General features: G+C 61.7%; 25 protein-coding genes. 11 read left to right on the forward strand and 14 right to left on the reverse strand.

Features of this window, described 5'->3' with window-relative positions:
• Positions 1–46: 46 nt before the first annotated feature.
• Positions 47–520, forward strand: coding sequence for a cyclic nucleotide-binding domain-containing protein (locus HX783_RS04465; RefSeq protein ID WP_159954882.1), 474 nt, complete (start codon positions 47–49; stop codon positions 518–520).
• On the opposite strand, the gene HX783_RS04470 is transcribed toward HX783_RS04465, so the two are convergent.
• Entirely contained in the window at positions 517–801 is a 285-nt protein-coding gene (locus HX783_RS04470; RefSeq protein ID WP_177016095.1) for a hypothetical protein, read from the reverse strand. The two genes, HX783_RS04465 and HX783_RS04470, sit on opposite strands and share 4 nt — an antisense overlap.
• Positions 802–879: 78 nt before the next feature.
• On the opposite strand from HX783_RS04470, the gene HX783_RS04475 reads away from it, so the two are divergent.
• Entirely contained in the window at positions 880–1,566 is a 687-nt protein-coding gene (locus tag HX783_RS04475) for a spermidine synthase (protein ID WP_046035159.1), read from the forward strand.
• 146 nt (positions 1,567–1,712) lie between these two features.
• On the opposite strand, the gene HX783_RS04480 is transcribed toward HX783_RS04475, so the two are convergent.
• Positions 1,713–2,633 carry a ParB/Srx family N-terminal domain-containing protein gene (locus HX783_RS04480; RefSeq protein WP_177016096.1) on the reverse strand — a complete coding sequence of 307 codons (921 nt, stop codon included), beginning with the start codon at positions 2,631–2,633 and terminating at the stop codon, positions 1,713–1,715.
• A 151-nt stretch (positions 2,634–2,784) separates the two neighbouring features.
• Here HX783_RS04480 and HX783_RS04485 point away from each other — a divergent pair, with 151 nt between their 5' ends.
• The 3 genes from HX783_RS04485 to HX783_RS04495 all read left to right on the forward strand — a co-directional run bounded on the left by HX783_RS04485 (position 2,785) and on the right by HX783_RS04495 (position 4,198).
• Positions 2,785–3,159, forward strand: coding sequence for a YajD family HNH nuclease (locus HX783_RS04485; RefSeq protein ID WP_003210675.1), 375 nt, complete (start codon positions 2,785–2,787; stop codon positions 3,157–3,159).
• Between the two features lie 162 nt (positions 3,160–3,321).
• Complete coding sequence (locus HX783_RS04490; protein WP_003189607.1) at positions 3,322–3,789, forward strand: RNA methyltransferase; 468 nt, start codon at positions 3,322–3,324, stop codon at positions 3,787–3,789.
• A gap of 67 nt (positions 3,790–3,856) precedes the next feature.
• Positions 3,857–4,198, forward strand: a complete 342-nt coding sequence (locus HX783_RS04495; RefSeq protein ID WP_177016097.1) for a DUF2892 domain-containing protein — start codon at positions 3,857–3,859, stop codon at positions 4,196–4,198.
• 134 nt (positions 4,199–4,332) lie between these two features.
• Here HX783_RS04495 and HX783_RS04500 read toward each other — a convergent pair whose 3' ends face one another.
• Complete coding sequence (locus HX783_RS04500; RefSeq protein ID WP_177016098.1) at positions 4,333–5,553, reverse strand: hypothetical protein; 1,221 nt, start codon at positions 5,551–5,553, stop codon at positions 4,333–4,335.
• Positions 5,554–5,567: 14 nt separating this feature from the next.
• Positions 5,568–6,017: a YcgN family cysteine cluster protein gene (locus HX783_RS04505; protein WP_159954876.1), complete on the reverse strand. Its 450-nt coding sequence runs from the start codon at positions 6,015–6,017 to the stop codon at positions 5,568–5,570.
• A 153-nt stretch (positions 6,018–6,170) separates the two neighbouring features.
• Between HX783_RS04505 and HX783_RS04510 the strand changes: the two genes are divergently transcribed.
• Positions 6,171–6,755, forward strand: a complete 585-nt coding sequence (locus tag HX783_RS04510; protein ID WP_177016099.1) for a nitroreductase family protein — start codon at positions 6,171–6,173, stop codon at positions 6,753–6,755.
• Positions 6,756–6,881: 126 nt separating this feature from the next.
• On the opposite strand, the gene HX783_RS04515 is transcribed toward HX783_RS04510, so the two are convergent.
• The 5 genes from HX783_RS04515 to HX783_RS04535 all read right to left on the reverse strand — a co-directional run bounded on the left by HX783_RS04515 (position 6,882) and on the right by HX783_RS04535 (position 11,639).
• Positions 6,882–7,814: a D-2-hydroxyacid dehydrogenase gene (locus HX783_RS04515; protein ID WP_159954874.1), complete on the reverse strand. Its 933-nt coding sequence runs from the start codon at positions 7,812–7,814 to the stop codon at positions 6,882–6,884.
• A gap of 107 nt (positions 7,815–7,921) precedes the next feature.
• Positions 7,922–8,215: a YcgL domain-containing protein gene (locus HX783_RS04520; RefSeq protein ID WP_159954873.1), complete on the reverse strand. Its 294-nt coding sequence runs from the start codon at positions 8,213–8,215 to the stop codon at positions 7,922–7,924.
• The gene (rnd, locus tag HX783_RS04525) at positions 8,212–9,345 is read right to left on the reverse strand and encodes a ribonuclease D (RefSeq protein ID WP_159954872.1); all 1,134 of its coding nucleotides are present in this window, start codon (positions 9,343–9,345) and stop codon (positions 8,212–8,214) included. Before rnd ends, HX783_RS04520 begins: the two co-directional genes overlap by 4 nt.
• A 122-nt stretch (positions 9,346–9,467) precedes the next feature.
• Entirely contained in the window at positions 9,468–10,067 is a 600-nt protein-coding gene (locus tag HX783_RS04530) for a class I SAM-dependent methyltransferase (protein WP_177016100.1), read from the reverse strand.
• Positions 10,068–10,268: 201 nt separating this feature from the next.
• Positions 10,269–11,639, reverse strand: a complete 1,371-nt coding sequence (locus HX783_RS04535) for a glutamine synthetase family protein (protein WP_177016101.1) — start codon at positions 11,637–11,639, stop codon at positions 10,269–10,271.
• Positions 11,640–12,055: 416 nt separating this feature from the next.
• On the opposite strand from HX783_RS04535, the gene HX783_RS04540 reads away from it, so the two are divergent.
• Positions 12,056–12,820: a transporter substrate-binding domain-containing protein gene (locus HX783_RS04540; RefSeq protein ID WP_177016102.1), complete on the forward strand. Its 765-nt coding sequence runs from the start codon at positions 12,056–12,058 to the stop codon at positions 12,818–12,820.
• A 50-nt stretch (positions 12,821–12,870) separates the two neighbouring features.
• Positions 12,871–13,707, forward strand: a complete 837-nt coding sequence (locus tag HX783_RS04545; protein WP_177016103.1) for a cache domain-containing protein — start codon at positions 12,871–12,873, stop codon at positions 13,705–13,707.
• Between the two features lie 467 nt (positions 13,708–14,174).
• Here HX783_RS04545 and HX783_RS04550 read toward each other — a convergent pair whose 3' ends face one another.
• Positions 14,175–15,692, reverse strand: coding sequence for an MDR family MFS transporter (locus HX783_RS04550; RefSeq protein WP_177016104.1), 1,518 nt, complete (start codon positions 15,690–15,692; stop codon positions 14,175–14,177).
• Between the two features lie 67 nt (positions 15,693–15,759).
• A complete protein-coding gene (pobA, locus tag HX783_RS04555) occupies positions 15,760–16,944 on the reverse strand; it encodes a 4-hydroxybenzoate 3-monooxygenase (RefSeq protein ID WP_177016642.1) in 1,185 nt (394 codons plus the stop codon).
• A 190-nt stretch (positions 16,945–17,134) separates the two neighbouring features.
• Here pobA and HX783_RS04560 point away from each other — a divergent pair, with 190 nt between their 5' ends.
• Complete coding sequence (locus tag HX783_RS04560; RefSeq protein WP_177016105.1) at positions 17,135–18,010, forward strand: helix-turn-helix domain-containing protein; 876 nt, start codon at positions 17,135–17,137, stop codon at positions 18,008–18,010.
• 64 nt (positions 18,011–18,074) lie between these two features.
• Here HX783_RS04560 and HX783_RS04565 read toward each other — a convergent pair whose 3' ends face one another.
• Both HX783_RS04565 and HX783_RS04570 read right to left on the reverse strand, forming a co-directional pair.
• Positions 18,075–18,251: a hypothetical protein gene (locus HX783_RS04565; RefSeq protein WP_174245600.1), complete on the reverse strand. Its 177-nt coding sequence runs from the start codon at positions 18,249–18,251 to the stop codon at positions 18,075–18,077.
• A gap of 99 nt (positions 18,252–18,350) precedes the next feature.
• Positions 18,351–19,256 carry a LysR family transcriptional regulator gene (locus HX783_RS04570; protein WP_159954865.1) on the reverse strand — a complete coding sequence of 302 codons (906 nt, stop codon included), beginning with the start codon at positions 19,254–19,256 and terminating at the stop codon, positions 18,351–18,353.
• Between the two features lie 104 nt (positions 19,257–19,360).
• Between HX783_RS04570 and HX783_RS04575 the strand changes: the two genes are divergently transcribed.
• Both HX783_RS04575 and HX783_RS04580 read left to right on the forward strand, forming a co-directional pair.
• A complete protein-coding gene (locus tag HX783_RS04575) occupies positions 19,361–20,227 on the forward strand; it encodes an MBL fold metallo-hydrolase (RefSeq protein ID WP_177016106.1) in 867 nt (288 codons plus the stop codon).
• Positions 20,228–20,260: 33 nt separating this feature from the next.
• Entirely contained in the window at positions 20,261–20,875 is a 615-nt protein-coding gene (locus tag HX783_RS04580; RefSeq protein WP_159954863.1) for an NAD(P)-dependent oxidoreductase, read from the forward strand.
• A 66-nt stretch (positions 20,876–20,941) separates the two neighbouring features.
• On the opposite strand, the gene HX783_RS04585 is transcribed toward HX783_RS04580, so the two are convergent.
• Entirely contained in the window at positions 20,942–21,820 is an 879-nt protein-coding gene (locus HX783_RS04585; RefSeq protein WP_177016107.1) for a LysR substrate-binding domain-containing protein, read from the reverse strand.
• Between the last annotated feature and the right edge of the window lie 34 nt (positions 21,821–21,854).

Consider the following 21,854-nt stretch of genomic DNA (forward strand, 5'->3'; position numbering starts at 1 on the left):
TGAACACACAGACCGCCTACTTGATTGATGGACCAAGATTGCAGCCATGCCATTACCGACGTTAATGAATAATGAAATCCGCGACATGCTCATGGACTGCGGCCTGTTCGATCCCTTGTTGCCGGAAGACTTTCACGTCGCCGCCGGTTTCTTCAATATCAGCAGCATTGCCCGCGATGAGGTGATTTTCCTCGAGGGCGATGCCGGCACCTTCATGTGCATCATCCACAGCGGCCAGGTGGCCGTGCAGAAAACCAACCACGACGGCCAGCGCCTGACCATCGCCACCCTGCGCAGTGGCCGGGCCTTCGGCGAAATGGCGGTGCTCGATGGCGAACGGCGTTCGGCCAGCTGCATCGCCGCCAGTGATTGCGTGCTGTTGAACCTGGGCAAGGATTCCCTGGAAAAAATGCTCAATGAAGCGCCCAGGGTTGCCGCCAAGATCATCCGCGCTATCGCGATTGCCTTGTCCAAGCGCCTGCGCATGGCCGACGGGCAATTGCTGTCGCAACAGTTTTAACCGCCGGGGGTTTTCGGTTTGCTGTCGTTTTGCAGCAGGCCGGGCACGCTTTGATCCTTCGGCGGCGTCGGCAACACAATCGGCACCAGCGCCGGTGAGCCGTTCGCCGTGGCTTTAGGCGCGACGGGCGGGGTGACTTGCGGGTACGGCGTGGGCGTCGGCGTGCCCGGCGCACCGGGGGTTGGCGCGGGGGCGACCGGCACGGTTTGCAACTCCTGAGCCTGAGCCGCACCCAATGTGAGCGCGCCAAGCACAATGACCGTTAGAATACTGCACTTCATCGATGGCTCCATGGCCTGACCGGAATGTCGTAAGGCTACTCCCAACCGCGCAAGAATGCCCTTCCCAATGAGATTTCCATGAAACGTTTCGTTCTGCTCGACACTACTCCGATCCCCGATAACGGCGGTGCCTTGTGCCTGTTCGAATACGGCGAGGATTTTGTCATCAAGATCCAGGGCGGTGACGGCGGCCAGTTGATGAACACGCGCATGCACGGTTCCGAAGACGCGCTGGCGGAAATTCCCTGCCGCAAAGTCGCCGGCCGCCCGGGTTCGCGGGTGCTGATCGGCGGGTTGGGCATGGGCTTCACGCTGGCCTCGGCGCTCAAGCATCTGGGCAAGACCGCCGAAGTGGTGGTCGCCGAATTGGTGCCTGGCGTAGTGGAATGGAACCGTGGGCCACTGGGCGAAAAGTCCGGCCGCCCGCTGCTCGACCCGCGCACGGTGATTCGCCTGGAAGACGTGGCGAAAGTGCTGCAGGCAGAGCCTCAGGGCTTTGACGCGATCATGCTCGACGTGGACAACGGCCCCGAAGGCCTGACGCAAAAAGCCAACAGCTGGCTCTACTCCGCCGGCGGCCTGGCCGCCTGCGCCAAGGCCCTGCGGCCCAAGGGTGTGTTGGCGGTATGGTCGGCGAGTGCCGACAAACTGTTCAGCGACAAACTGCGCAAGGCCGGTTTCAAGGCTGAGGAAGTGCAGGTGTTTGCCCATGGCAATAAAGGCACCCGGCACACCATTTGGATTGCCGAAAAGCTCAAGGGCTGAGCACACTCCCCCAAACACAGAAAATCCCCTGTGGGAGCGGGCTTGCTCGCGAATGCGGAGTGTCAGTCACTGTATCTGTCACTGAACCACCGCATTCGCGAGCAAGTCGAATCGTCGCACCGCCGCTCCCACATTTTTGTCCTGTGTCAGCTTCGGGATTTGCGGTAATCAATCGCATACGGCACTTTTTTCTCGAAGGTCTTCTTCAACTCAGCTTGATCCAACTGGCTCATGCCGCCCAACTGATGGGCGCTGAAACCGCTGTCACCCACCTGCGAGCCCGGCGCCAGGCTGACCATGCGCTGGGCAACGGCTTGGATAGCGTCCTTGTAGCCGCCCTTCTTGTTCAGGTTGAAGGCGCTCAGGTCAATCTGCGAGCGCAGCCAGTTACCCCAGTAAAACTCCAGAAACTCCGGCGCAACGGCGCCGTCATCCGGTTTGCCGTAGGCGGCTTTTCGAGTGAAATACACTAGGCTGCGGAAGGTGTCGTCCTGCAGGTTCTTGAAGCCCAGGTGCGCCGGCAGTTGCTGCGGTGCCAGGGTTTTGCCGTGATTGTCCTTGAGCCAGACCTTGCGCGCGGTCTCCATGCGCTGCCAGAAGGTGGCCATGTCCGGGCTATTGCTGAAGTCATCGGTCACTTTGACCCACATTTTCAACTGTGGGCCGCCGCCGGGCACTTCCCACAAGGTGGTGAAGCTGTGGTGACCGTCGGTCAGGTACAACTGGCCGCCGGGGCCGACCACCACGGTTTTCATCTCGTCGGGGTGGGTGCCCACCGGGCTTTGGCAGCTGAAACTGGCGGGGCGGAGCAGGTCAGCGTCTTTGGGCACCTTGTCGGCGTCGCCCTGGCCGTTGGTTTCGCAGTACTCGTCGAAGACCTTGGCGGGTTTGTCGGCGAACAGCCCCAGGCTGTAATAAATCTGGTCGAAGCCCACCACGGCCTGGGTCGGGTGCAGTTGTTCGAGGGCAACCTCGATGACCTGGCCGGGTTTGGGGGTGGAGAACGCTTGAGCGTGAGCCGCCAGGACGCTGAAGAGCAGCGCTACGGTCCAGGTGTATAAACGCATGGGTTTCAGATCCTTGTGAATGGAGTGAGCCGATACTACAAACGAATGCCACCGTCAGGCTGTACCGTAGCTGAAAAAGCCAGCAGTCATTTCGCCCGCAAGCGGCTAGAATCAACCCTATCCGTGAACCCCCAAATAGCCAGGAGCCATGATGAGCTCGACCAACCCGCCCTCCCACACCGCCAAGCTGGACCGCATCCTCGCCGATGCCCAGCGCGACCGGGAAATGGGCTACCGCGACAAAGCCTTGAAGATGTACCCGCACGTGTGTGGCCGCTGCGCCCGTGAATTTGCCGGCAAACGCTTGAGCGAGCTGACCGTACACCATCGCAACCACAACCATGATGACAACCCCCAGGACGGCTCCAACTGGGAGTTGCTCTGCCTGTACTGCCACGACAACGAACACTCGCGCTACACCGACCAGCAGTATTTCGGCGAAGGCTCCACCAGCAGCCCGACGATTGCCAAGGCCACGCACAACCCGTTTGCGGCGTTGGCGGGGTTGATGAAGAAGGACGACTGAAGCCCTTCTTTGTCTGTGCGGGCCTCATCGCAGGCAAGCCAGCTCCCACAGGGGAATGCATTCCAAGTGTGGGAGCCGGGCTTGCCCGCGATAGCGATCGCCCAAGCAACACATGCCTCCAAGGCCGTATAATCGCCGCTTTTCTCCAAGGCACCCTTCCCCGTGGGCAATAAACGCTACAGCTGCATCGGTCTGTATAACCCCAAATCCCCCGAAAACGTTGGTTCGGTGATGCGTGCCGCCGGCTGCTACGGCGTGGCCTCGGTGTTCTACACCGGCGTGCGCTACGAGCGCGCCCGGGACTTCATCACCGACACCAAGAAAGTCCACCACGACATTCCGCTGATCGGCATCGACGACCTGAAAAAGATCCTGCCGCTGGGCTGTATCCCGGTCGCCGTGGAACTGGTCGAAGGCGCCCGCCCGCTGCCCGAATACACTCACCCGGACCGCGCGCTGTACATCTTCGGCCCCGAAGACGGCTCGCTGGACAAAGAGATCCGCGACTGGTGTGAAGACGTGGTGTACATCCCGACCACCGGCTGCATGAACCTCGCCGCCACCGTCAACGTCGTGCTCTACGACCGCCTGGCCAAGGGCAACAACACCCGTTCGGGCCCCAAGTACTGATTTTTCGGGAACATCCGGCGCCCGCAAACAGTCAGCTACTTACACTTGCCCTTGTTGGAGACAGATCATGAGCGACAGCAAAATCCTGCGACCTATCATTGAACACACCCCGTTTGAAACCCAGCCCACCCAGAACGTGCACGGCTGGGAACGCATCGGCTCGGTGGCCGGTGGCGTGATGATGGTCGGCAAAGGCCTGCGCCGCGGCGGGATCTTCGGGTTGATCCAGGTGGCGATTGGCGGTGTGGCGCTGGTGCGCGGCGTGACCGGGCACAGCTCGCTCAAAGACAAGCTGGAACAGGGCCGCCAGGAAATGAACAGCGTGCGTACCAAAATCGAGCGCGCGGGCGAAGAGTTGAAGAACTTGAAGACCAAGGCCGAAGTGGCGGCGGAGAAGGCCACTAAGTAGTCAAACTGAACGCGGTCAAATGTGGGAGCGGGCTTGCTCGCGAAAGCGGTGAATCAGTCGCCAACTATTTGGCTGACACACCGTATTCGCGAGCAAGCCCGCTCCCACATTTTTGCTTTGTGTATGGCTTAAGCTCAGCGCAATAATTTGCTATCCAACACCACCGACGACTCGCCGATCACGCTTTCGGCCAGCTGCACAAACTCCGCCGTGGTAATGCTGTTCGCGCGCATCACCGCCTGCGCGAGGTCATCCAGCGAACGCTTGTTATGGGTCTTCACGCGAATCTCGCGGTCCAGTTCCTGCAACACCACCACCGCCCGCGCGACCGTCGCACCGTTGACGTGATCGCCACGCAGCGTGGTCACGTCCTTGCCCTCTTTGCTCAAGCGCGCCTGAATCGCGGCATACCGCTCATCGGTGATGCCTCCCGCGCGGCGCAGCAGTTCGATGGCGTAATACTCGCCCAGGCCTTCGCTGATCCAATCACTGGTGTCGTGATCGTTGAAGCGCCCAATCGCCTGCACCACTTCGCGGATCAACGGGCTGCTGCCGTTCTCGCTGACCAACGGCGTGCGGCTGTTGAGGTAGATCGAGTCGCGCGCCGCGAACACGCCACGGCGCAGCGGGTCACTGGCGCCCACTACCAACAGCTTGGCCGGGTGACGCGGAAACGCCGCCTCGACCTGCGGCCAGACGAACGTCAGCAGCGTCAGCACATCCATACGGCGCATCGCCTGGCCTTTGGGCGAGGCCACGGTGACTTCGGTTTCGCCCAGACGCACGCGGCGGCTGCCGAGGGTGCCGGCGAGCATCCAGCCGGTCGGCCGGTCGAACAGCCGGGAAACGTTGTCGATGCGGAATTTGTTTTTGCCGATACGCGGCCAGGCGGTTTCGATGCTTTTCCAGCCGCTGGGCAACTCGAACATCAGGCGCGAGACCAGTTCGACACCGTCCTGCTGGTCGAGCCGGGCAGCCGGCACCAGGTCTTCACCGCGAAACAGCGCCCAGCTCGGGGTCATCCGCGCCTCATAGACGCCCGCTTTACGCGCATGGCTGAGGCGTACGCGGTAGGTCAGGCTGGCCTTGTCGGCAGACGGCTGCCACAGGCCATGGGTGCCGCTGACCTTCCACTGGCCGTCGGCCTTGAAGTCGCTGTAGTCACCGTCGCGGCCCAGGTCGAAGTTCAGGCTGCGTACTGCCGAGCCTTGGGACAGGCTCACACGCACCTCGGCCTGATCGCTCTGGGGCAACAGTTTGACGTGATAGTCGAGGTCGACTTTCTTTGCGCACCACGCGGGCAGGCTCAGCGCCAACAGCACGAACGATGCCGCCAGCTTGGTTGCCACCGTCATACACACTCCTTTTTTCAGCCCGCGCGGAAGATCAGGTAATCCTCCCAGTCGTCTTCGGGCACGCTGCCTTCGGCGAGCATGCGCCCGGACTGGGAAATGCGTTCATGGTGCACGGCGTCGCGGTCGCCGCAGACCAGGTGATGCCACAGCGGCAAGTCCTTGCGCTCGCTGACCAGGCGATAGCCGCAGGTCGGCGGCAGCCACTTGAACTGGTCGGCCTGGCCCGGCGTGAGCTGGATGCAGTCAGGCACCGAGGCGCGGCGGTTGGGGTAGTCAGTGCACTGGCAGGTTTTCAGGTCGAGGAGTTTGCAGGCGATACGCGTGTAATAGACGCTGTTGTCTTCCTCATCCTCAAGCTTTTGCAGGCAGCACAGGCCACAGCCGTCGCACAACGACTCCCATTCCTCCTGGTCGAGGTGTTCAAGGGTTTTGCGTATCCAGAAAGGTTCGACTTTGGCGGCCATGGCTCTACATCAGTATCGGTAGGTGAAAAGGCCGCCAGTCTAGTGCCCAAGGCCCTTGGGGCCAAGCGCTTACGACTGGCGGTGTAACAACACTTGTCAGTCTAGTGGGCGCGCAGTAGCTTTGAACGCCGAATTGACCCTCAGGAATTGCCCATGACACGCGTTGCCGATTACCCGATCCACTCCCAGTTCACCGAACGCTGGTCGCCCCGCGCCTTCACCGGCGAGAGCATCCCGCAGGACACGCTGTTGAGCTTCTTCGAAGCGGCACGCTGGGCACCGTCGGCCTACAACTCACAGCCTTGGCGGTTTCTCTACGCGCGCCGTGACACGCCGAACTGGGAACGTTTCCTGGGCCTGCTGAATGAATTCAACCGCAACTGGGCGCAGCATGCGTCGGCCCTGGTGATCATCGCTTCGAAAACCGACTTCACTGCCCCCGGCGCCAGCGAAGAAACCCCGGCGCTGTGGCACACCTTCGACACCGGTTCAGCCTGGGGCCACCTGGCGCTGCAAGCCAGCCTCAGCGGCTGGCACACCCACGGCATGGCCGGTTTCGATCAGGAACTGACCCGCAAGGAGCTGAAGATTCCAGCAGGCTATGCACTGCACGCGGCCGTGGCCGTGGGCAAGCTGGGTGACAAGTCGAGCCTGCCTGAATATTTGCAGGGTCGTGAAGCGCCAAGCCCGCGTAAACCGCTGAGCGAGCTGGTGTCCGAAGGCGACTTCAGCCTGTAAGCCTTACACAAAACTCAATGTGGGAGCGGGCTTGCTCGCGAATACAGTGTGTCAGTCGCCAAATGTGCTGACTGATACACCGTATTCGCGAGCAAGCCCGCTCCCACATTTTGATTTGCGGTGATTTCAGTAACCGCGCTCGAAGCTGACTTCCCCGCGCAACGCTTCCTTGGCGTCATACGCCCGCAGGTTCTGCACAAACAAGTCCACCATCATCCCCGGCGACGTCGGCGCCGAGCTGTGCCCGGTCAACAGCAAGCCCCAGGCGGTCCAGAACGGGTGCCGTTGCGGCAGCGGTTCCTGGCGGCACACGTCGATCACCGCACCCGCCAGATGCCCTTCCTTCAGCGCCTCAACCAGGTCAGCATCGACCACGGCCACGCCACGCCCGACGTTGATAAACAACCCGGTCGGCTTGAATTGCTTGAACAGCGCCGCGTTGTACAGGTCATGGGTATTGGGCGTATTGGGCAGCAGGTTGATCACGTAATCCACCTCGCCCACCAGGCGGCCCAATTGATCCAGCCCGGCCACTTCGATAAACGGTGCCTGCTCCCGCGCGGAGCTGGCGATGCCATACAACTTGACGCCAAACGGCAGCAGGAAGTCGGCCACACTCTGGCCGATATCGCCGGTGCCGACGATCAGCGCCTTGCGCCCGGCCAGGCTCTGGCCCATGCGGTTGTCCCACTTGCGCTCGACCTGGCTGACCAGCCGCGCAAGCACTTCACGCTCATGGCCCAACATGTAGGTAAGCACAAACTCGGCCATTACCTGGCCAAAGATGCCGACCGCGCGGGTCAGGCGGTAGTCGCGGGGCAAACCGTCGGCCAGCAGCGGCGTAATACCGGCCCAGGTCGATTGCAGCCATTGCGGTTGGTGACCCTGGCGCAACAAGGTCGCCAACAGGTCCGGCTGGCCCAGCCATACCGGGCAATCGGCGGCCAGGCGCGAGAGTTCGGCGGAGTCGCCGCTGGTCAGCACCTCGACGTCGGGCGCCGCCTCACTGAGCAATTGGGCGTAGAGCGGGTAATCCTGTTCAGCAATCAGAACACGCATGGTTCAAACCTTTCAAAAACACTGCAGACGGCCGCCCGCATCCTTACGGCCACCGCCAACGAATACGTTTGCATTGAAGAATGTGCCCGCATCCGGGCACTGACTGATCACATCGGGTCGTTGCGGCGCAGCAGCTCTTCGGGCAAGTGCTCGATGTACTCATCTTCGGCCGGCGGCATTTGCAGGTGATAGCCCTGCTTGTCGAGGTTTTCCAGGACCACGCTGATGTCCTCGCGGGACAGCTTGCGCTCGGGCGTCAGGATCATTTCGAAGGCCAGATGGGCCTTGCCGAAGGCTTGCATCAACGGCTCCGGCACACGCTCCAGCGCATCGCTTTTGAGCACGTAGAGGTACATCCCGTCTTTTTTCAAACTGCGATAGATGGAGCAAATACGTTTCAAGGCTGTTCTCCGGCAGTGGCCAGGCTGTCGAGCAGCGCCTGGCCCATCAACTCGCGGCGCCAGCCACGCAGCGAGTCTGGCAATGTATAAGGCCCATCGGGGTAGCCACTTTTAACCAGGGCTTCGAGGGTTTTCTTGCGCAGCATCAGTTCCGGCGCCATGTCCAGGCGTTCGGCTTCGGCCTGGCCCAGCGCGCGCAATTGCTTGATCAGCGTGGCGGCGTCCACCGGCAGCGGTTCAGCCACGGCTGGCGGCCATTGGTCCATCGGCACACTGCCGGCACGTTTGATCAGGTCCAGCAGGAACTGGCCGTCCTGGCGCACGGTGCGCGGGTGCATGTCTTCAATTTTGCCCAATGCCGCGAGGTTATCCGGCTGGGATTTGGCCAGGGGCCACAACGAGTGCTCGCGGATAATGCGGTTGCGCGGCAGGTCACGGGCGCGGGCTTGCTGCTCACGCCAGGCGCACAGCTCACGCAGCACGGCGAGCTGGGCGCGGGACAGTTTCCACGCCAGCTTGGCGTCGCGGTACACCTCGTACGGGTCGACTTCGCGGCGCAGGTTGGCCACCAATTCGGCGCCGTCTTCCAGCACCCACGCGTATTTGTCGTCAGACAGTTGCGGGCGCAGGCGAATGTAGACCTCGGCCAGGTGCACCGCGTCTTCGGCGGCGTAGCTCACTTGGGTCTCGGACAATGGCCGCTGCAGCCAGTCCGAGCGGGTTTCACCCTTGGGCAGCTCGATATCGAGTACGGCTTGCACCAGGCGCGAGTAGCCCATGGAGAAACCGAGGTTCAGGTAAGCCGCCGCCAATTGGGTGTCGAACAACGGCACCGGCAGGCTGCCGGTCAGGCGCAGCAAGACTTCCAGGTCTTCACTGCAGGCGTGCACCACCTTGATCACCGCCGGGTTCTCCAGCAAGGCGGCCAAGGGTTGCCAGTTGTCGATGGTCAGGGGGTCGATCAGGTAAGCGCGCACGCCATCGCCGATCTGGATCAGCCCGGCAATGGGATAAAAGGTGTCGACCCGCATGAATTCGGTGTCGAGGGCGACGAATGGCAACTGCTGCCATTCGGCGCAATGCTTGCCGAGGCTATCGTTGTCGCAGATCCAGTGAATATCGATGGCCACACGGCTCTCCCTTGAAGAATGGCGCGCAGTATATATCGCGAAAGACCCTTGCGAGCATCCGCAGTGCACACACCATCATGAAAACTCCGACAAGAGACAAAGAATAGTCCGACAGGCGGCAATTAGCCTCTCTTACGCAGGACGTACACCCGCCAACGCTTGGAGCCCGGCAGGAACTCTTGCTGGTTCAAGACTTTGAAACCGGCTTGGCGGAATTCGCCTTCGGCAGCCGTCTGCGCATTCACAGAGACGATCACCGTGTCGCGACTGACCCGATGAAACTCGCCGAGCAACGCCAAACGCCCTTCGCTGCTCGGTACATGGCGAAACAATTCCAGGCAGAAAATGCAATCCACCGCATTTGCCGACAGGCCGATGGAAAATGCTGAACCCTGGAACGTTTTGACCCGTTTGAGCAACGCCGCCGGGTGATGAGTGCGCGCATGGTCGAGCATGGCCTGGGAGTTGTCCGAGGCCAGGATCACGCGGTTGATGTGTTCGGCCAACACCGGCCAGAACCGACCGGAGCCACAGGCCAGGTCGAGGATCAGCCCCGGTTCGCCGGCGACTTTCAACGCCTGGCGCACCAACCGCTCATCGCGCCACGCCGCCATGCGCTGGCGCAGCCGTGGCGGGCGCGTGTCGCCACAGACCCTGGCGTGCTCACGGTCGCAGCGCTCGGTGAATTCAATCTCGATAGAGGAAGGTGGTTGTGACGACATCACGGGCTCATGTGTGTAGAACGGTAGTGAACGACCTTGAACCGCAGCTTAACCACTGCAACGTGAAAAAAAGGTCGAAACCGCCACAGCCACCAAACACCCAAGATCCATTGTGGGAGTTGTCGAGCTTCAGCGAGGCTACGATAGCGGTGGGTTGGCCGACACACCGTTATCGCGGGCAAGCCCGGCTCCCACAGTGGATTACGCCTGGTGCAGATACCAGCGCCAGTCCTGCTCACCGACCTCGCCCATGAACTGGCGATATTCGGCACGCTTCACCGCCAGGTACACCCCGAGAAACTCACTGCCGAACGCATCCCGCGCCCAGCTGGAACCTTCCAGGGCACGCAAGGTGGTGAGCCAGTCGGTGGGCAGCAATTCCTTGGCTTGCGCGTAGCCATTGCCCTCCACCGGGGCGCCGGGGTCGAGTTGCTCGCGGATACCGCGATGGATGCCAGCGAGGATCGCCGCAGCGGCCAGGTAAGGGTTGGCGTCGGCGCCGCAGATACGGTGCTCGATGTGCCGGGAGTTGGCCGGCCCGCCGGGTACGCGCAGGCTGACGGTACGGTTGTCGACGCCCCAGGTGGCCGCCAGCGGAGCATAACTGTTGGTCTGGAAGCGGCGGTAGGAGTTGGCATTGGGACAAAACAGCAGTAACGAATCCAGCAAGGTGCTGAGCATGCCGCCCACCGCGTGGCGCAATAAAGGCGTGCCATCAGCGGCTTCGCTGGCGAACAGGTTATTGCCGTGGGCATCGGCGAGGCTGACGTGCAAGTGCATGCCGGTGCCCGCCAGGTCATCGAACGGCTTGGCCATGAAACACGCGGTCATCCCGTGTTTGTGCGCCACGCCCTTGACCAGGCGTTTGTAACGCACCGCCTCGTCCATGGCTTGCAGCGCGTCAGCGCGATGTTCCAGGGTGATTTCCACCTGGCCCGGGGCGTATTCGGAGATCGCCGTGCGCGCCGGAATACCTTGCAGTTTGCAGGCGCTGTAGAGGTCCGCCAGGAACGGCTCGATCTGCTCCAACTCGCGCAGGCCATAGACCTGGGTCGAGCGCGGGCGATTGCCATCCACATCCCGCGCCGGTTGCGGTCGGCCGCGGCTGTCGGGTTTCTGGTCGAGCAGGTAAAACTCCAGCTCCGCCGCCATCACCGGGTAGTAACCGTCGGCTTTCAGCCCGTCGATCACCTTGGCCAGCAAGTGCCGAGGGTCGGCCACGATGGCGGGCAGCCCTTCGGTGGGGTGCATGCTGACTTGCACCGCCGCCGTCGGGATCAGCCGCCACGGCATGCGCTGCAAACTGCCGCTGACCGGATAGGCGCGGCAGTCGATATCGCCGACTTCCCACACCAGCCCGGAGTTTTCCACGTCATCGCCATTTATCGTCAGGCCGAGGATGGTGCTGGGCAATGGCCGGCCACTTTCGTACACCGCCAGCAGCTCGTCGCGGTGCAGCAACTTGCCACGCGGCACGCCGTTGTTGTCGAGGATAAACAGCTCGAACATCTCGATGTCCGGGTGCTGCTCAAGGAAGGATTGGGCTTCGTGCAGGCTGGCAAAAACACTCATGGCAATTCTCATACGTTTGCGTCAGGCAGGCGCACAGGCGCCGCCGGGCAGATGCGCACAGGTGCGCGTCATCCATGGGGCAAATCAACGTAGGAGAGAGGTATCTGGTGGGCGGGCGTGCCGGCAGTGGAACAGGGCCCAGAAGGCCAGCTCGGAGGGCAGTGCCTCGACAATCGACGGACAGCTCGGCACCAGGGTGCCAGGCGGTGTCGCGGGGTGAGTGTCGGGGGAACCGTCCATGCGGGATTCACAGTGAAGTAGATGCCCGGCAGCGTCACACGCCTGCATAGGGGGTTAAATTCAGGGTTGATGGAGTTTGGTTGCGCGTTGGCTAAACATTGCATGGGCCTTGCTACCGGGCCGCCCCGCTGGAAATAATGACTGCCCCCGATCATGCCCCCAAAGGATTCGACTGCATGAAAGCTCCCCTCACCTTCTGCCTGTTGGCAGGCCTGGCCACCCACGCCGTGGCCGAATCGCGCCTCGACGCGGTGCTGCAGCGCGGCACGCTCACCGTGTGCACCACCGGCGACTACAAGCCCTACACCTCGCTGCGCGCCGACGGCAGCTATGAAGGCATCGACATTGCCATGGCCGAGTCGCTGGCCAAGAGCCTGAACGCGAAAATCACTTGGGTGCCGACCACCTGGAAAACCCTGATGCCGGACTTCCTCGCCCAACGTTGCGACATCGCCGTGGGCGGTATTTCGGTGTCGCTGGAGCGGCAGAAAAAAGCCTTCTTCAGCCAGGCTTTGGGCGTGGACGGCAAGATCCCGCTGGTACGCTGCGCCGATGTGCAGCGCTACCAGACCGTCGAACAGATCAACCAGCCGCAGGTGCGCGTGATCGAGCCGGCGGGCGGCACCAACGAAGTGTTTGCCCGCGCCCACTTGGGCCAGGCGCAGATTCGTTTACACGATAACGTGACGATCTTTGACGAACTGCTGGCGGGCAAGGCCGACGTGATGATTACTGACGCCAGCGAGGCGCGCTACCAGCAGAAGCTCAAGCCAGGGCTGTGCGCGGTCAACCCGGAGCGGCAAATGCAATACAGCGAAAAAGCCTTCCTGCTGCCCCGCGATGACGTGGCCTGGAAAAGCTATGTCGACCAGTGGTTGCACTTGAGCGTCGCCACCGGCGTGTACGACGGTATCGTCAATCAATGGCTGGCGGCGCCCTGAGCCGCAGGCGTCTACGCTGTGCTCACATCAATAACAATGAGGGACGGGTAATGAAAGGACTGCTCCGACTCACGTGGCTGCTGTTGCTGTGTTTCAGCCAGGTGCACGCGGCCACTCAGGATGAGGACGCCCAGGCCGCCAAGGCCCTGCTGGAAAAGGCGCTGGCCTACTACCAGAGCAACGGCGACAAGGCCTTTGCGGCGTTCAGTCGCCAGGGTGAATTTATCGACCACGACCGTTATGTGTTTGTCGTCGATACCCAGGGCGTGTTGCTGGCCAGCGGCGGCCCCTCCTCCGCGTTGATCGGCCGCGATGTGTCCGAACAGCTGGGCCCGGACCTGCAAGCCTCGTTCAAACAAGCGCTGGCAGTGCCCGAGGGCCAAGGCATCCAGCAGGCGGAATACCGCTGGCAGAACTGGAACGACGGCAAGGTTGAGCGCAAGCATGTGTTCTACCAGCGGGTCGGCGAGCGGATTCTGGCAGTCGGCTATTACCTGCCAAGGGCAACACCGGAGCAAGCTCGCGGTTTGCGCGACAAGGCGGTGAAGGCGCTGATCAAGGATGAAGCCGGTACGCTCAAGGCGATCAACGCGTTGCAGGGCGGGTTTCTGCAGGATGACTTGTATGTGTTTGTGGTGGACCTGAATACCGGGCGGTATGTGGCCCATGGCACCAACTTGCGCCTGGTGAATACTGACTTTCGCAAGATCAAAGACCCGGATGGCAGGCCGGTAGGCGAGCCGATCCTCAAGCTGATGGCCGAGCAGGATCAGGGTGAATACAAGTACCGCTGGAAAAATCCGGTAACCGACAAGGTCGAAAACAAGCACGCCTACTTGCGCAAGACCGGGCATTTCATGGTGGCGGTCGGGTATTACAGCCCTTAAGGTTTGAACGCGGTCAACCCTGTGGGAGCGGGCTTGCTCGCGAATGCAGTGTGTCAGTTAAAACAACTGTGACTGACACACCGCTTTCGCGAGCAAGCCCGCTCCCACATTTGGATCTCGATTGTGTCAGTTACTTGGCCTTGTCTTCGCGCCCGCGCAGCACCTGGGTACTAACCCCCGGATCAGGATTGGAATGCAATCCCTGTGGGAGCGGGCTTGCTCGCGAATGCGGTGGTTCAGTTAAAAACAACTGTGACTGACACACCGCTTTCGCGAGCAAGCCCGCTCCCACATTTGGATCTCGATTGTGTCAGTTACTTGGCCTTGTCTTCGCGCCCGCGCAGCACCTGGGTACTAAACCCCCGGATCAGAATTGGAATGCAATCCCTGTGGGAGCTGGCTTGCCTGCGATAGCGGTGGGTCAGTTTGCACAGCCGGCACTGATACACAAGCCAGCTCCCACACAGTTACTTGGCCTTGTCTTCACGCCCGCGCAGCACGCGGTTTGGCATTGCTATTGCTGCCGCCAGCCCCAGCAGCGACACCGCGGCACTGACCATCAGCAAATGCCGGAACGTCAGCGCCAATTCCCCGCGTAACGCATCCTGCGCCGGGCCGGGGGCGGCGTTGAGGCCGTCGAGCAGCACGTTGCCGGAACTGCCCTCGGCCACCAGCGCGCCGCTGGCCAAGTGCGCAAAGCTCGAATCCTGCAACAACGCCAGCAGCAACGCCGACATGCACGCCACGCCCACCGCGCCGCCGAGGGAGCGGAACAGGTTGGTGGTGCTGGTCGCCACGCCGATATCCCGCTGTTCCACCGAATTCTGCGTCCCCACCAAGGACGTCGGAAACTGCATCCCCGCCGCAATCCCGCACAGCAACATGAACACCGCGGTCATCCCGACCGCCTGCGGCGCGCTGTAGGCCATGCCCAGAATCGCAAACGGGCTGAGCAACGCCCCGGTCAGAATCATCGGTTTATAACGCCCCGTCACCGAGGTCAGGCGCCCGGCACAATACGCCCCCACCGGCAGGCCAAACGCCAGCGGCAGCAAGTGCAGCGCGGCACTGTCCGCGCCAGAGCCGGTCACCGTCTGATACCGCAGCGGCATCAACACCGTCAGGGAAATCGCCTGGAAGCTGGTGAAAAAAATCGTGCACCAGCACAACACTGCACTGCGGTTGGCAAACAGGTGCATCGGCAGCAGCGGCTCACGCGCGCGGCGCTCATGCCAGACAAACACCGTCAACGCCACCAGCGCACACGCCAGTAGCCCCAGCACTTGCTGATCACGCCAATGATGGCCCTGGCCGATTTCAGTGATGCCCAGCAGCAAGGCGGTCAGGCCGATGATCATCAGCACCGTGCCGAGATAATCAATGATCGGCTTGCGCTGCGGCACCGGCAGCCCGACCAGGGTGCGATGCGCCACGTACCAGGCGCCGGCGCCCAGCGGCAGGTTGATCAAAAACACCCAGCGCCAGGACAAGTACTCGGTCATGTAGCCGCCAAGCACCGGCCCGGCCACGCTGGCCACCGCGTACATGCTGCTGAAATAGCCCTGATAGCGCCCGCGTTCACGGGGCGGGATGATGTCGCCAATGATCGCCTGGCTCACCGAGATCATCCCACCGGCGCCAATCCCCTGGAGAATCCGTGCCAGCACCAACTGCTCCATGCTCTGCGCCATCCCACAGAACACCGACGCCAAGGTGAACACGCCCATGCCGATCAGCATCATCGGTCGGCGCCCGTACAGGTCGCCGAGCTTGCCGTAGATCGGCACCGCCACCGTCATCGCCACCATGTAGCCGGAGATCACCCAGGCCAGCAGGTTGACGTCATGGAACTGCGCGGAGATGGCCGGCATCGACACGGCGACGATGGTCTGGTCGAGGGCACCGAGGAAGATCGCCAGCATCAAGGCGACCAGCACACTGCGCACGGCGGGAACGGGTTGGGTAGGCTGATTCAGGTTGGTCACGGCAGAACCTTCGAGCAAGGCCCGCAGGAAAGGAAAGGCCCGCGGGAATGCTCGATACGATAGCAGGCTACTCGATAGCTTCGTAAGGAAGCCCGACGTAATTTTCTGCGATGGTTTTGCGCCCCGCCTCCGAACTGATGAAGTACGCCAGTTCGCTCTCGGCAATGCGCTGGCTGAAGCCATCCGCCTCGGGAAACTGGTGCAGCATCGAGGTCATCCACCAGGAAAACCGCTCGGCCTTCCACACGCGGCGCAGGCAAATCGCCGAGTATTTTTGCAGCAAGTCCACACGCCCCTCGCGGTACACCTTGAGCAGGATGCGAAACAGCGTGCTCACGTCGCTGGCCGCCAGGTTCAAGCCCTTGGCGCCGGTGGGCGGCACGATATGCGCAGCGTCCCCGAGCAGGAACAGGCGCCCGTACTGCATGGGTTCCACTACAAAGCTGCGCAGCGGCGCGATGCTTTTCTCGATGGACGGGCCGGTGACCAACTGCTCTGCCAGGTGGCCGGGCAGACGGGTTTTCAGCTCGTCCCAGAAACGCTCATCCGACCATTCATCCAGCGGCTCTTCAACCGGCACTTGCAGGTAATAGCGGCTGCGGGTCGGCGAACGCATGCTGCACAGGGCGAAGCCGCGCGGGTGTTTGGCGTAGACCAATTCGGCATGCACCGGCGGTGTGTCGGCCAGAATGCCCAGCCAGCCAAACGGATAGACGCGCTCGAAAACCTTTAACGAATCAGCCGGGATCGATTGGCGCGCCACACCATGGAAACCATCGCAACCGGCGATGTAGTCGCACTCCAGGCGAAAGGCCTCGCCCTGATGCTCGAACGTCAGCCAGGGTCGATCACTTTTGAGGTCATGGGGCTGCACGTCGTGCGCTTCATACAAGGTGATGGCGCCAGCCGCTTCGCGCGCCTGCATCAAGTCGCGGGTGACTTCGGTCTGGCCGTAGATCATCACCGTCTGGCCGCCGGTCAGTGCCTTGAGGTCGATGTGGCTGAGCTGGCCGTTCAGCGCCAGTTCAAAACCGTCGTGCACCAGGCCTTCGGCGTCCATGCGCCGGCTGACACCCGCCTCGCGCAGCAGGTCGACCATGCCTTGTTCCAGCACCCCGGCACGGATGCGGCCTTGCACGTAATCGGCGCTCTGGCGCTCTAGAATCAGGGTCTGGATACCGGCGTTGTGCAGCAGTTGGCCGAGCAGCAATCCGGACGGACCGGCGCCAATAATGGCGACTTGGGTTTTCAGCGTTTTCATTATTTTTATGGCTCGCAAGCGACACCCGAACGGATCAGGTGAAAGAGTTGTCATTCATCTTGTTACTGATCATTTTTCACTTGAGTGAGCATCATAAGAAGGTGAAAACTGAGACAAAGCCTGTGCTTTTTGCCAATCGGGGCGATTACCGCACCACTATCCTGAGTATCGGATTGAAACCATGACCAAAACTGCCAGTACCGCGATTCCGGTCTTCAAGCTTTACGGGGAAAGCCAGCAATGGCCGACGCCCGATTTGTTGCACTGCGAAACCATTTCCCGGCGCAGCCGAGAATACCAGTGGGAAATCCAGCCCCACCGGCACGCGGATCTGTGCCAGTTGTTGTATGTCCACAAAGGCCAGGCGCAGCTGGAAATCGAAGGCCAGCGCACCACGCTCAACGAGGCGACCTTGCAGGTGCTGCCGCCCTTGTGTGTGCACGGGTTTCGGTTTGCCGAGGATGTAGAAGGTTTCATCGTGACGCTGTCGGCGCCGCTGGTCAGCCATTTGCAATCTCAGTTGGGCACCACGGTAGATGGCCTGCAAGTGCTGGGTAATTACCCGGCCGGCAAGGACAGCGATTACCTCAACAGCCTGTTCGCACGCCTGCAGGATGAATACGCCGATGAGCAGCCGGCGCGCGACATGATGATGCACGCGCTGGTCAGCGTGCTGCTGGTGTGGATCAGCCGCCAGGCGATCCAGCGTCGCCACCCGCGCGCACCGCGCGGGCGTGAATATTTCCGCCGCTTTACCCAGTTGGTTGAACAGCATTACCGCGAACACCCGAAGATTGAGGATTTGGCCCACAAGCTGGGCATCTCGGTCTCACACCTGAACGGGACGTGTCGGGAATTGGGCGGGCAGCCTGCGTTGCAGATCATGCATGACCGCCAGTTGCTGGAAGCCAAGCGCCTGCTGACCTACACCAGCATGACCATCAATGAGATGTCGGAGGTGTTGGGGTTTTCCGACCCGACCAACTTCTCCCGGCTGTTTCGTCGGCGGGTCGGGTTTTCGCCCAAGGCGTTTCGCGAGCAACTGAAGGCTGATTAGGGGACGCGGAGCGTCCGGGGCGGGCGTTCCCACGCGGAGCGTGGGAACGATCAGGCCGAGCAGCCTATCTGAGCGCGCTGAAACTGCCGGTGCGTGGCACGCACAGGTCCTGATGGCAGCTGACCGCAAAGGTCGGCTGCATGCGAGTCTGTTCAACCCGGTAGGCGGCCGTGCCGTAAAGCGCGGTCGCCGCGGCGGACAGGATGAAAATCATCAGGTACTTTCTAATTTTTAAGGTCATGGCACACCTCTGAACACATCGACTCGGTGCTGTTTAAAGCATAGGTCAGTCAGGGCGAGTTGCCATTATGGGGCGCCATTCAACATCTTTATGTCGGGTTCAGAGCCCGATGTCCCAGACCGGTTCTTCAGGGAAGCGCAGCACCAGAAAATCCAGCAGGCTGCGCAGCGCCAACGGCATGTGTTTGCGCGAGGCGTACACCGCGTAAACATTCATCTGTTGCGGTTCGGCCTCGGGCAGTAAACGAATCAGTTCGCCGCGGCGAATGTAATCCCCCGCCTGATAGCTGGGCAGCCGCGCCACGCCAGCCCCGGCCAGCGTCACCCGTAACAGCGTGGTCGCCTCGTTAGCGCTGATATTGCCCTGCACCGCCACCGACACCGGCTCGCCGTGTTCGGTGAAGTGCCACAGACTTTTGCCGAAGTAGGAATGCGTGAGGCAGTTGTGCTCCACCAGGTCGTGCACCTGCTGCGGCTGTGCATGCTCCAGCAGGTACGCCGGCGAGGCGCAAATCACCGAACGGCACAGCGTGAGTTTGCGCGCGATCAGGTTGGGGTCCAGCTCAAAACTGGTGCGGATCGCCAGGTCGATGCGCTCATCCACCAGGTTCACCGTACGGTCGAGCATCTGCATATCGATACTGACCAGCGGGTAGCGCTTGACGAACTCGGCCACGGCATCCGCCAACTGCGCCTGGCCGAATGAGCTGCTGACACTCAGCCGCAACTGGCCGCGCGGCGCTTCGTCCGGCTCACTGACGGCCGATTGCATGTCGTTGCACAACTCGAGCATTTGCCGACAACGGGGCAGCATTTCGCCGCCCGCTGCGGTGAGGCTGAGCTTGCGCGTGGTGCGGTGCATCAAGCGAGCGCCGACCCAATCCTCAAGCTCAGCCAGATATCGCGACACCACCGGCCGCGACAGGTCCAACTGATCAGCGGCGGCTGACTGGCTGCCCAGGTCGACTACCGTGACAAACACCCGCATTGCTTGAAGACGATCCATGATTTGCACGCTTTTAGAAACAAACTATGTTCAAGCATGGCATTTTTTGTGACGTTTGGTGCAACTAAGCTCTGTGCATCACTTATCGCCTACTGGAGCTGCACATGATCTCGATGCTCAAACGATTGGCCACCGCAACGGCCGCCCTGGCATTCGTCGCCCACGCGGCGGCCGCCGACCTGAAGCTCGACGCCTACAACCCCGGTGAGTCGGCGATGATGCCCGTCAGCTCGGTGCTGGTCAGCGGCGAACACGACGTCATCCTGGTAAACGCGCAATTCGGCAATGCTCAGGCTGAGCAACTGGTGACAAAGATTCGCGCCAGCGGCAAACACCTGACCACTATCTACGTCAGCGACGGCGACCCGGATTACTACTTCGGCCTTGAGGTGCTGACGAAGGCGTTCCCAGACGCGAAGGTACTGGCGTCGCAGCCGGTGGTCGACCACATCAAGGCCACCGCCGAGCAGAAGCTCGCGTTCTGGGGCCCGAAACTGGGCGCCGACGCACCGAGCAAAACCATCGTCCCGCAGGTGCTACCAGGCCATACCCTGACCCTGGAAGGCAAGACGCTGGAAGTGATCGGCCTGGACGGTGCACAGCCGGACCGCACTTTTGTGTGGATCCCCTCGATCAAAGCGGTCGTCGGCGGTGTGGTGGTCTTTGAAAACACCCACGTCTGGATGGCCGACACGCAAACCGCCAAGTCGCACGCCGACTGGCTGACGACGCTTAAACGCATTGAAGCGCTGAAACCCCATACCGTGATTCCGGGCCATTACCTGGGCACACCGACGGTGCAGTCCGTGGCCTTCACCGCCGACTACATCAAAGCCTTCGATACCGAGACCGCCAAAGCCAAGGACTCCACCGCACTGATCGCCGCCATGAAGAAGCGTTACCCGAACCTTGCCGACGAGAGCAGCCTGGAGTTGGGCGCCAAAGTGGCCAAGGGCGAAATGAAGTGGTGAATGGTTTTAAACCTTAACGTACTGGAGAACGTCATGAGCAAGATCGCAATCATTGGTGCCACCGGCCGTGCCGGTAGCCAACTGCTGGAAGAAGCGCTGCGTCGTGGGCACAGCGTCACCGCCATCGCCCGTAATACCGACAAACTGGCGGCGCGCCCTGGCGTTACCGTCAAGCAAGTCGACGCCCTGGATGCCAACGCGTTGCAACAGGCTGTCAGCGGCAACGATGTGGTGATCAGTGCGGCGCACTTCGCCACGCTGCCGGCCAGTGCCGTGATCGGCCCGGTGAAAAAAGCCGGGGTCAAGCGCCTGTTGGTGGTCGGCGGTGCGGGTTCGTTGTTGTTGCCGGGTGGCGGGCGCGTGATCGACAGCCCTGGTTTCCCGGCCGAGTACAAGGCCGAAGCCAGCGCCGGGGCTGAGTTTCTGGAAACGCTGCGTCAGGAAAAGGAACTGGATTGGACCTTCCTGTCGCCGTCGGCGGAGTTCGTTGAGACTGAGCGCACCGGTAAATTCCGCGTCGGCCAGGATGACTTGCTGGTGAGCGCTGAAGGGCGCAGCTGGATCAGCTTTGCTGATTACGCGATTGCGTTGATTGACGAGGTTGAGTCGCCGAAGCACTCGCGCCAGCGTTTCACCGTCGGCTACTGATCCCTGTGGGGGCTGGCTTATGTGGGAGTCAGCTCCCACATAAGCCCGGATCCCACATTTGAGTCTTCAGTGTGACGACTGTTGTGCCTGGCTTACCAACCACTCCATCAGTGCTTCAAGCCCAGCCGAAGGCTCAGTCCCCGGCGGATACACCAAGTAATACCCCATCCCCGTCGGCACCCGCAGTTCAAACGGTGTCGCCAACCGCCCCGCCTTCACATCCTCGCCAATCAACGCACTGTCGCCAATCGCCACCCCGGAGCCCTGGGACGCCACCGTCATGGCCAAATCCAGCGTCTCGAAATGATGCCCCTGGGCCAGGTTGCTCAACCGCGTATTCGCCGCCTTTAGCCACAACGCCCAATCGCGTTCATCCCGCGTGGGGTGCAGCAGCACCTGTTGCTGCAGATCAGCAGGCGCGTGCAAACCTGCAAGGAGCCCCGGCGCACACACCGGCGTAAGTTGTTCATCGAATAAATGCCGCGCCTGCGCCGACTGCTCGGCGATGGGCGCATAGATCACCGCCGCATCGAATTGCTCGCGGCGAAAGTCCACGGTGTAGGCGACGGTAGTGGTGAGTTCCACCGGCACGTCCGGGCGCTCCTTTTGCCATTGCAGCAAACGCGGCAGCAGCCAGCGCATCACGCAGGTGGAGGCCTTGAGTTGCAGGGTTTCGCGGCGGCTGCCGATCTGTTCCACCGCGTCAGCGATCAGGCCAAAGACTTGCTGCGCACGCAGCGACCATTCGCGGCCCTTTTCGGTCAGGCTCAAGCCCCGCGCCTGGCGCTGGAACAAGGCGTAGCCCAAATGGCTTTCCAGCCCGGCTATCTGGCGGCTCACCGCGCCTTGGGTGATGTGCAGTTGCTCGGCGGCGCGGGTGAAGTTGCAGCACTGGGCCGTGACCCAAAAGGTGTGCAGCGCGGGCAGCGGTGGCAGGCGTTTCATTGGGGCACAGCCATGACGTGGAGACATGGCTAGT

The organism is Pseudomonas sp. D2002 (genome assembly GCF_013385735.1).
Taxonomy (GTDB): Bacteria; Pseudomonadota; Gammaproteobacteria; order Pseudomonadales; family Pseudomonadaceae; genus Aquipseudomonas.

Coding starts and splice junctions, on each gene's coding strand:
- HX783_RS04470 (WP_177016095.1), bottom strand. CDS start 801: ATGAAGTGCAGTATTCTAACGGTCATTGTGCTTGGCGCGCTCACATTG.
- HX783_RS04580 (WP_159954863.1), top strand. CDS start 20,261: ATGAGCAAGATCGCAATCATTGGTGCCACCGGCCGTGCCGGTAGCCAA.
- HX783_RS04475 (WP_046035159.1), top strand. CDS start 880: ATGAAACGTTTCGTTCTGCTCGACACTACTCCGATCCCCGATAACGGC.
- HX783_RS04530 (WP_177016100.1), bottom strand. CDS start 10,067: ATGTCGTCACAACCACCTTCCTCTATCGAGATTGAATTCACCGAGCGC.
- HX783_RS04480 (WP_177016096.1), bottom strand. CDS start 2,633: ATGCGTTTATACACCTGGACCGTAGCGCTGCTCTTCAGCGTCCTGGCG.
- HX783_RS04535 (WP_177016101.1), bottom strand. CDS start 11,639: ATGAGTGTTTTTGCCAGCCTGCACGAAGCCCAATCCTTCCTTGAGCAG.
- HX783_RS04585 (WP_177016107.1), bottom strand. CDS start 21,820: ATGAAACGCCTGCCACCGCTGCCCGCGCTGCACACCTTTTGGGTCACG.
- HX783_RS04540 (WP_177016102.1), top strand. CDS start 12,056: ATGAAAGCTCCCCTCACCTTCTGCCTGTTGGCAGGCCTGGCCACCCAC.
- HX783_RS04570 (WP_159954865.1), bottom strand. CDS start 19,256: ATGGATCGTCTTCAAGCAATGCGGGTGTTTGTCACGGTAGTCGACCTG.
- HX783_RS04545 (WP_177016103.1), top strand. CDS start 12,871: ATGAAAGGACTGCTCCGACTCACGTGGCTGCTGTTGCTGTGTTTCAGC.
- HX783_RS04465 (WP_159954882.1), top strand. CDS start 47: ATGCCATTACCGACGTTAATGAATAATGAAATCCGCGACATGCTCATG.
- HX783_RS04560 (WP_177016105.1), top strand. CDS start 17,135: ATGACCAAAACTGCCAGTACCGCGATTCCGGTCTTCAAGCTTTACGGG.
- HX783_RS04565 (WP_174245600.1), bottom strand. CDS start 18,251: ATGACCTTAAAAATTAGAAAGTACCTGATGATTTTCATCCTGTCCGCC.
- HX783_RS04510 (WP_177016099.1), top strand. CDS start 6,171: ATGACACGCGTTGCCGATTACCCGATCCACTCCCAGTTCACCGAACGC.
- HX783_RS04500 (WP_177016098.1), bottom strand. CDS start 5,553: ATGACGGTGGCAACCAAGCTGGCGGCATCGTTCGTGCTGTTGGCGCTG.
- HX783_RS04505 (WP_159954876.1), bottom strand. CDS start 6,017: ATGGCCGCCAAAGTCGAACCTTTCTGGATACGCAAAACCCTTGAACAC.
- HX783_RS04575 (WP_177016106.1), top strand. CDS start 19,361: ATGATCTCGATGCTCAAACGATTGGCCACCGCAACGGCCGCCCTGGCA.
- HX783_RS04495 (WP_177016097.1), top strand. CDS start 3,857: ATGAGCGACAGCAAAATCCTGCGACCTATCATTGAACACACCCCGTTT.
- HX783_RS04515 (WP_159954874.1), bottom strand. CDS start 7,814: ATGCGTGTTCTGATTGCTGAACAGGATTACCCGCTCTACGCCCAATTG.
- HX783_RS04485 (WP_003210675.1), top strand. CDS start 2,785: ATGAGCTCGACCAACCCGCCCTCCCACACCGCCAAGCTGGACCGCATC.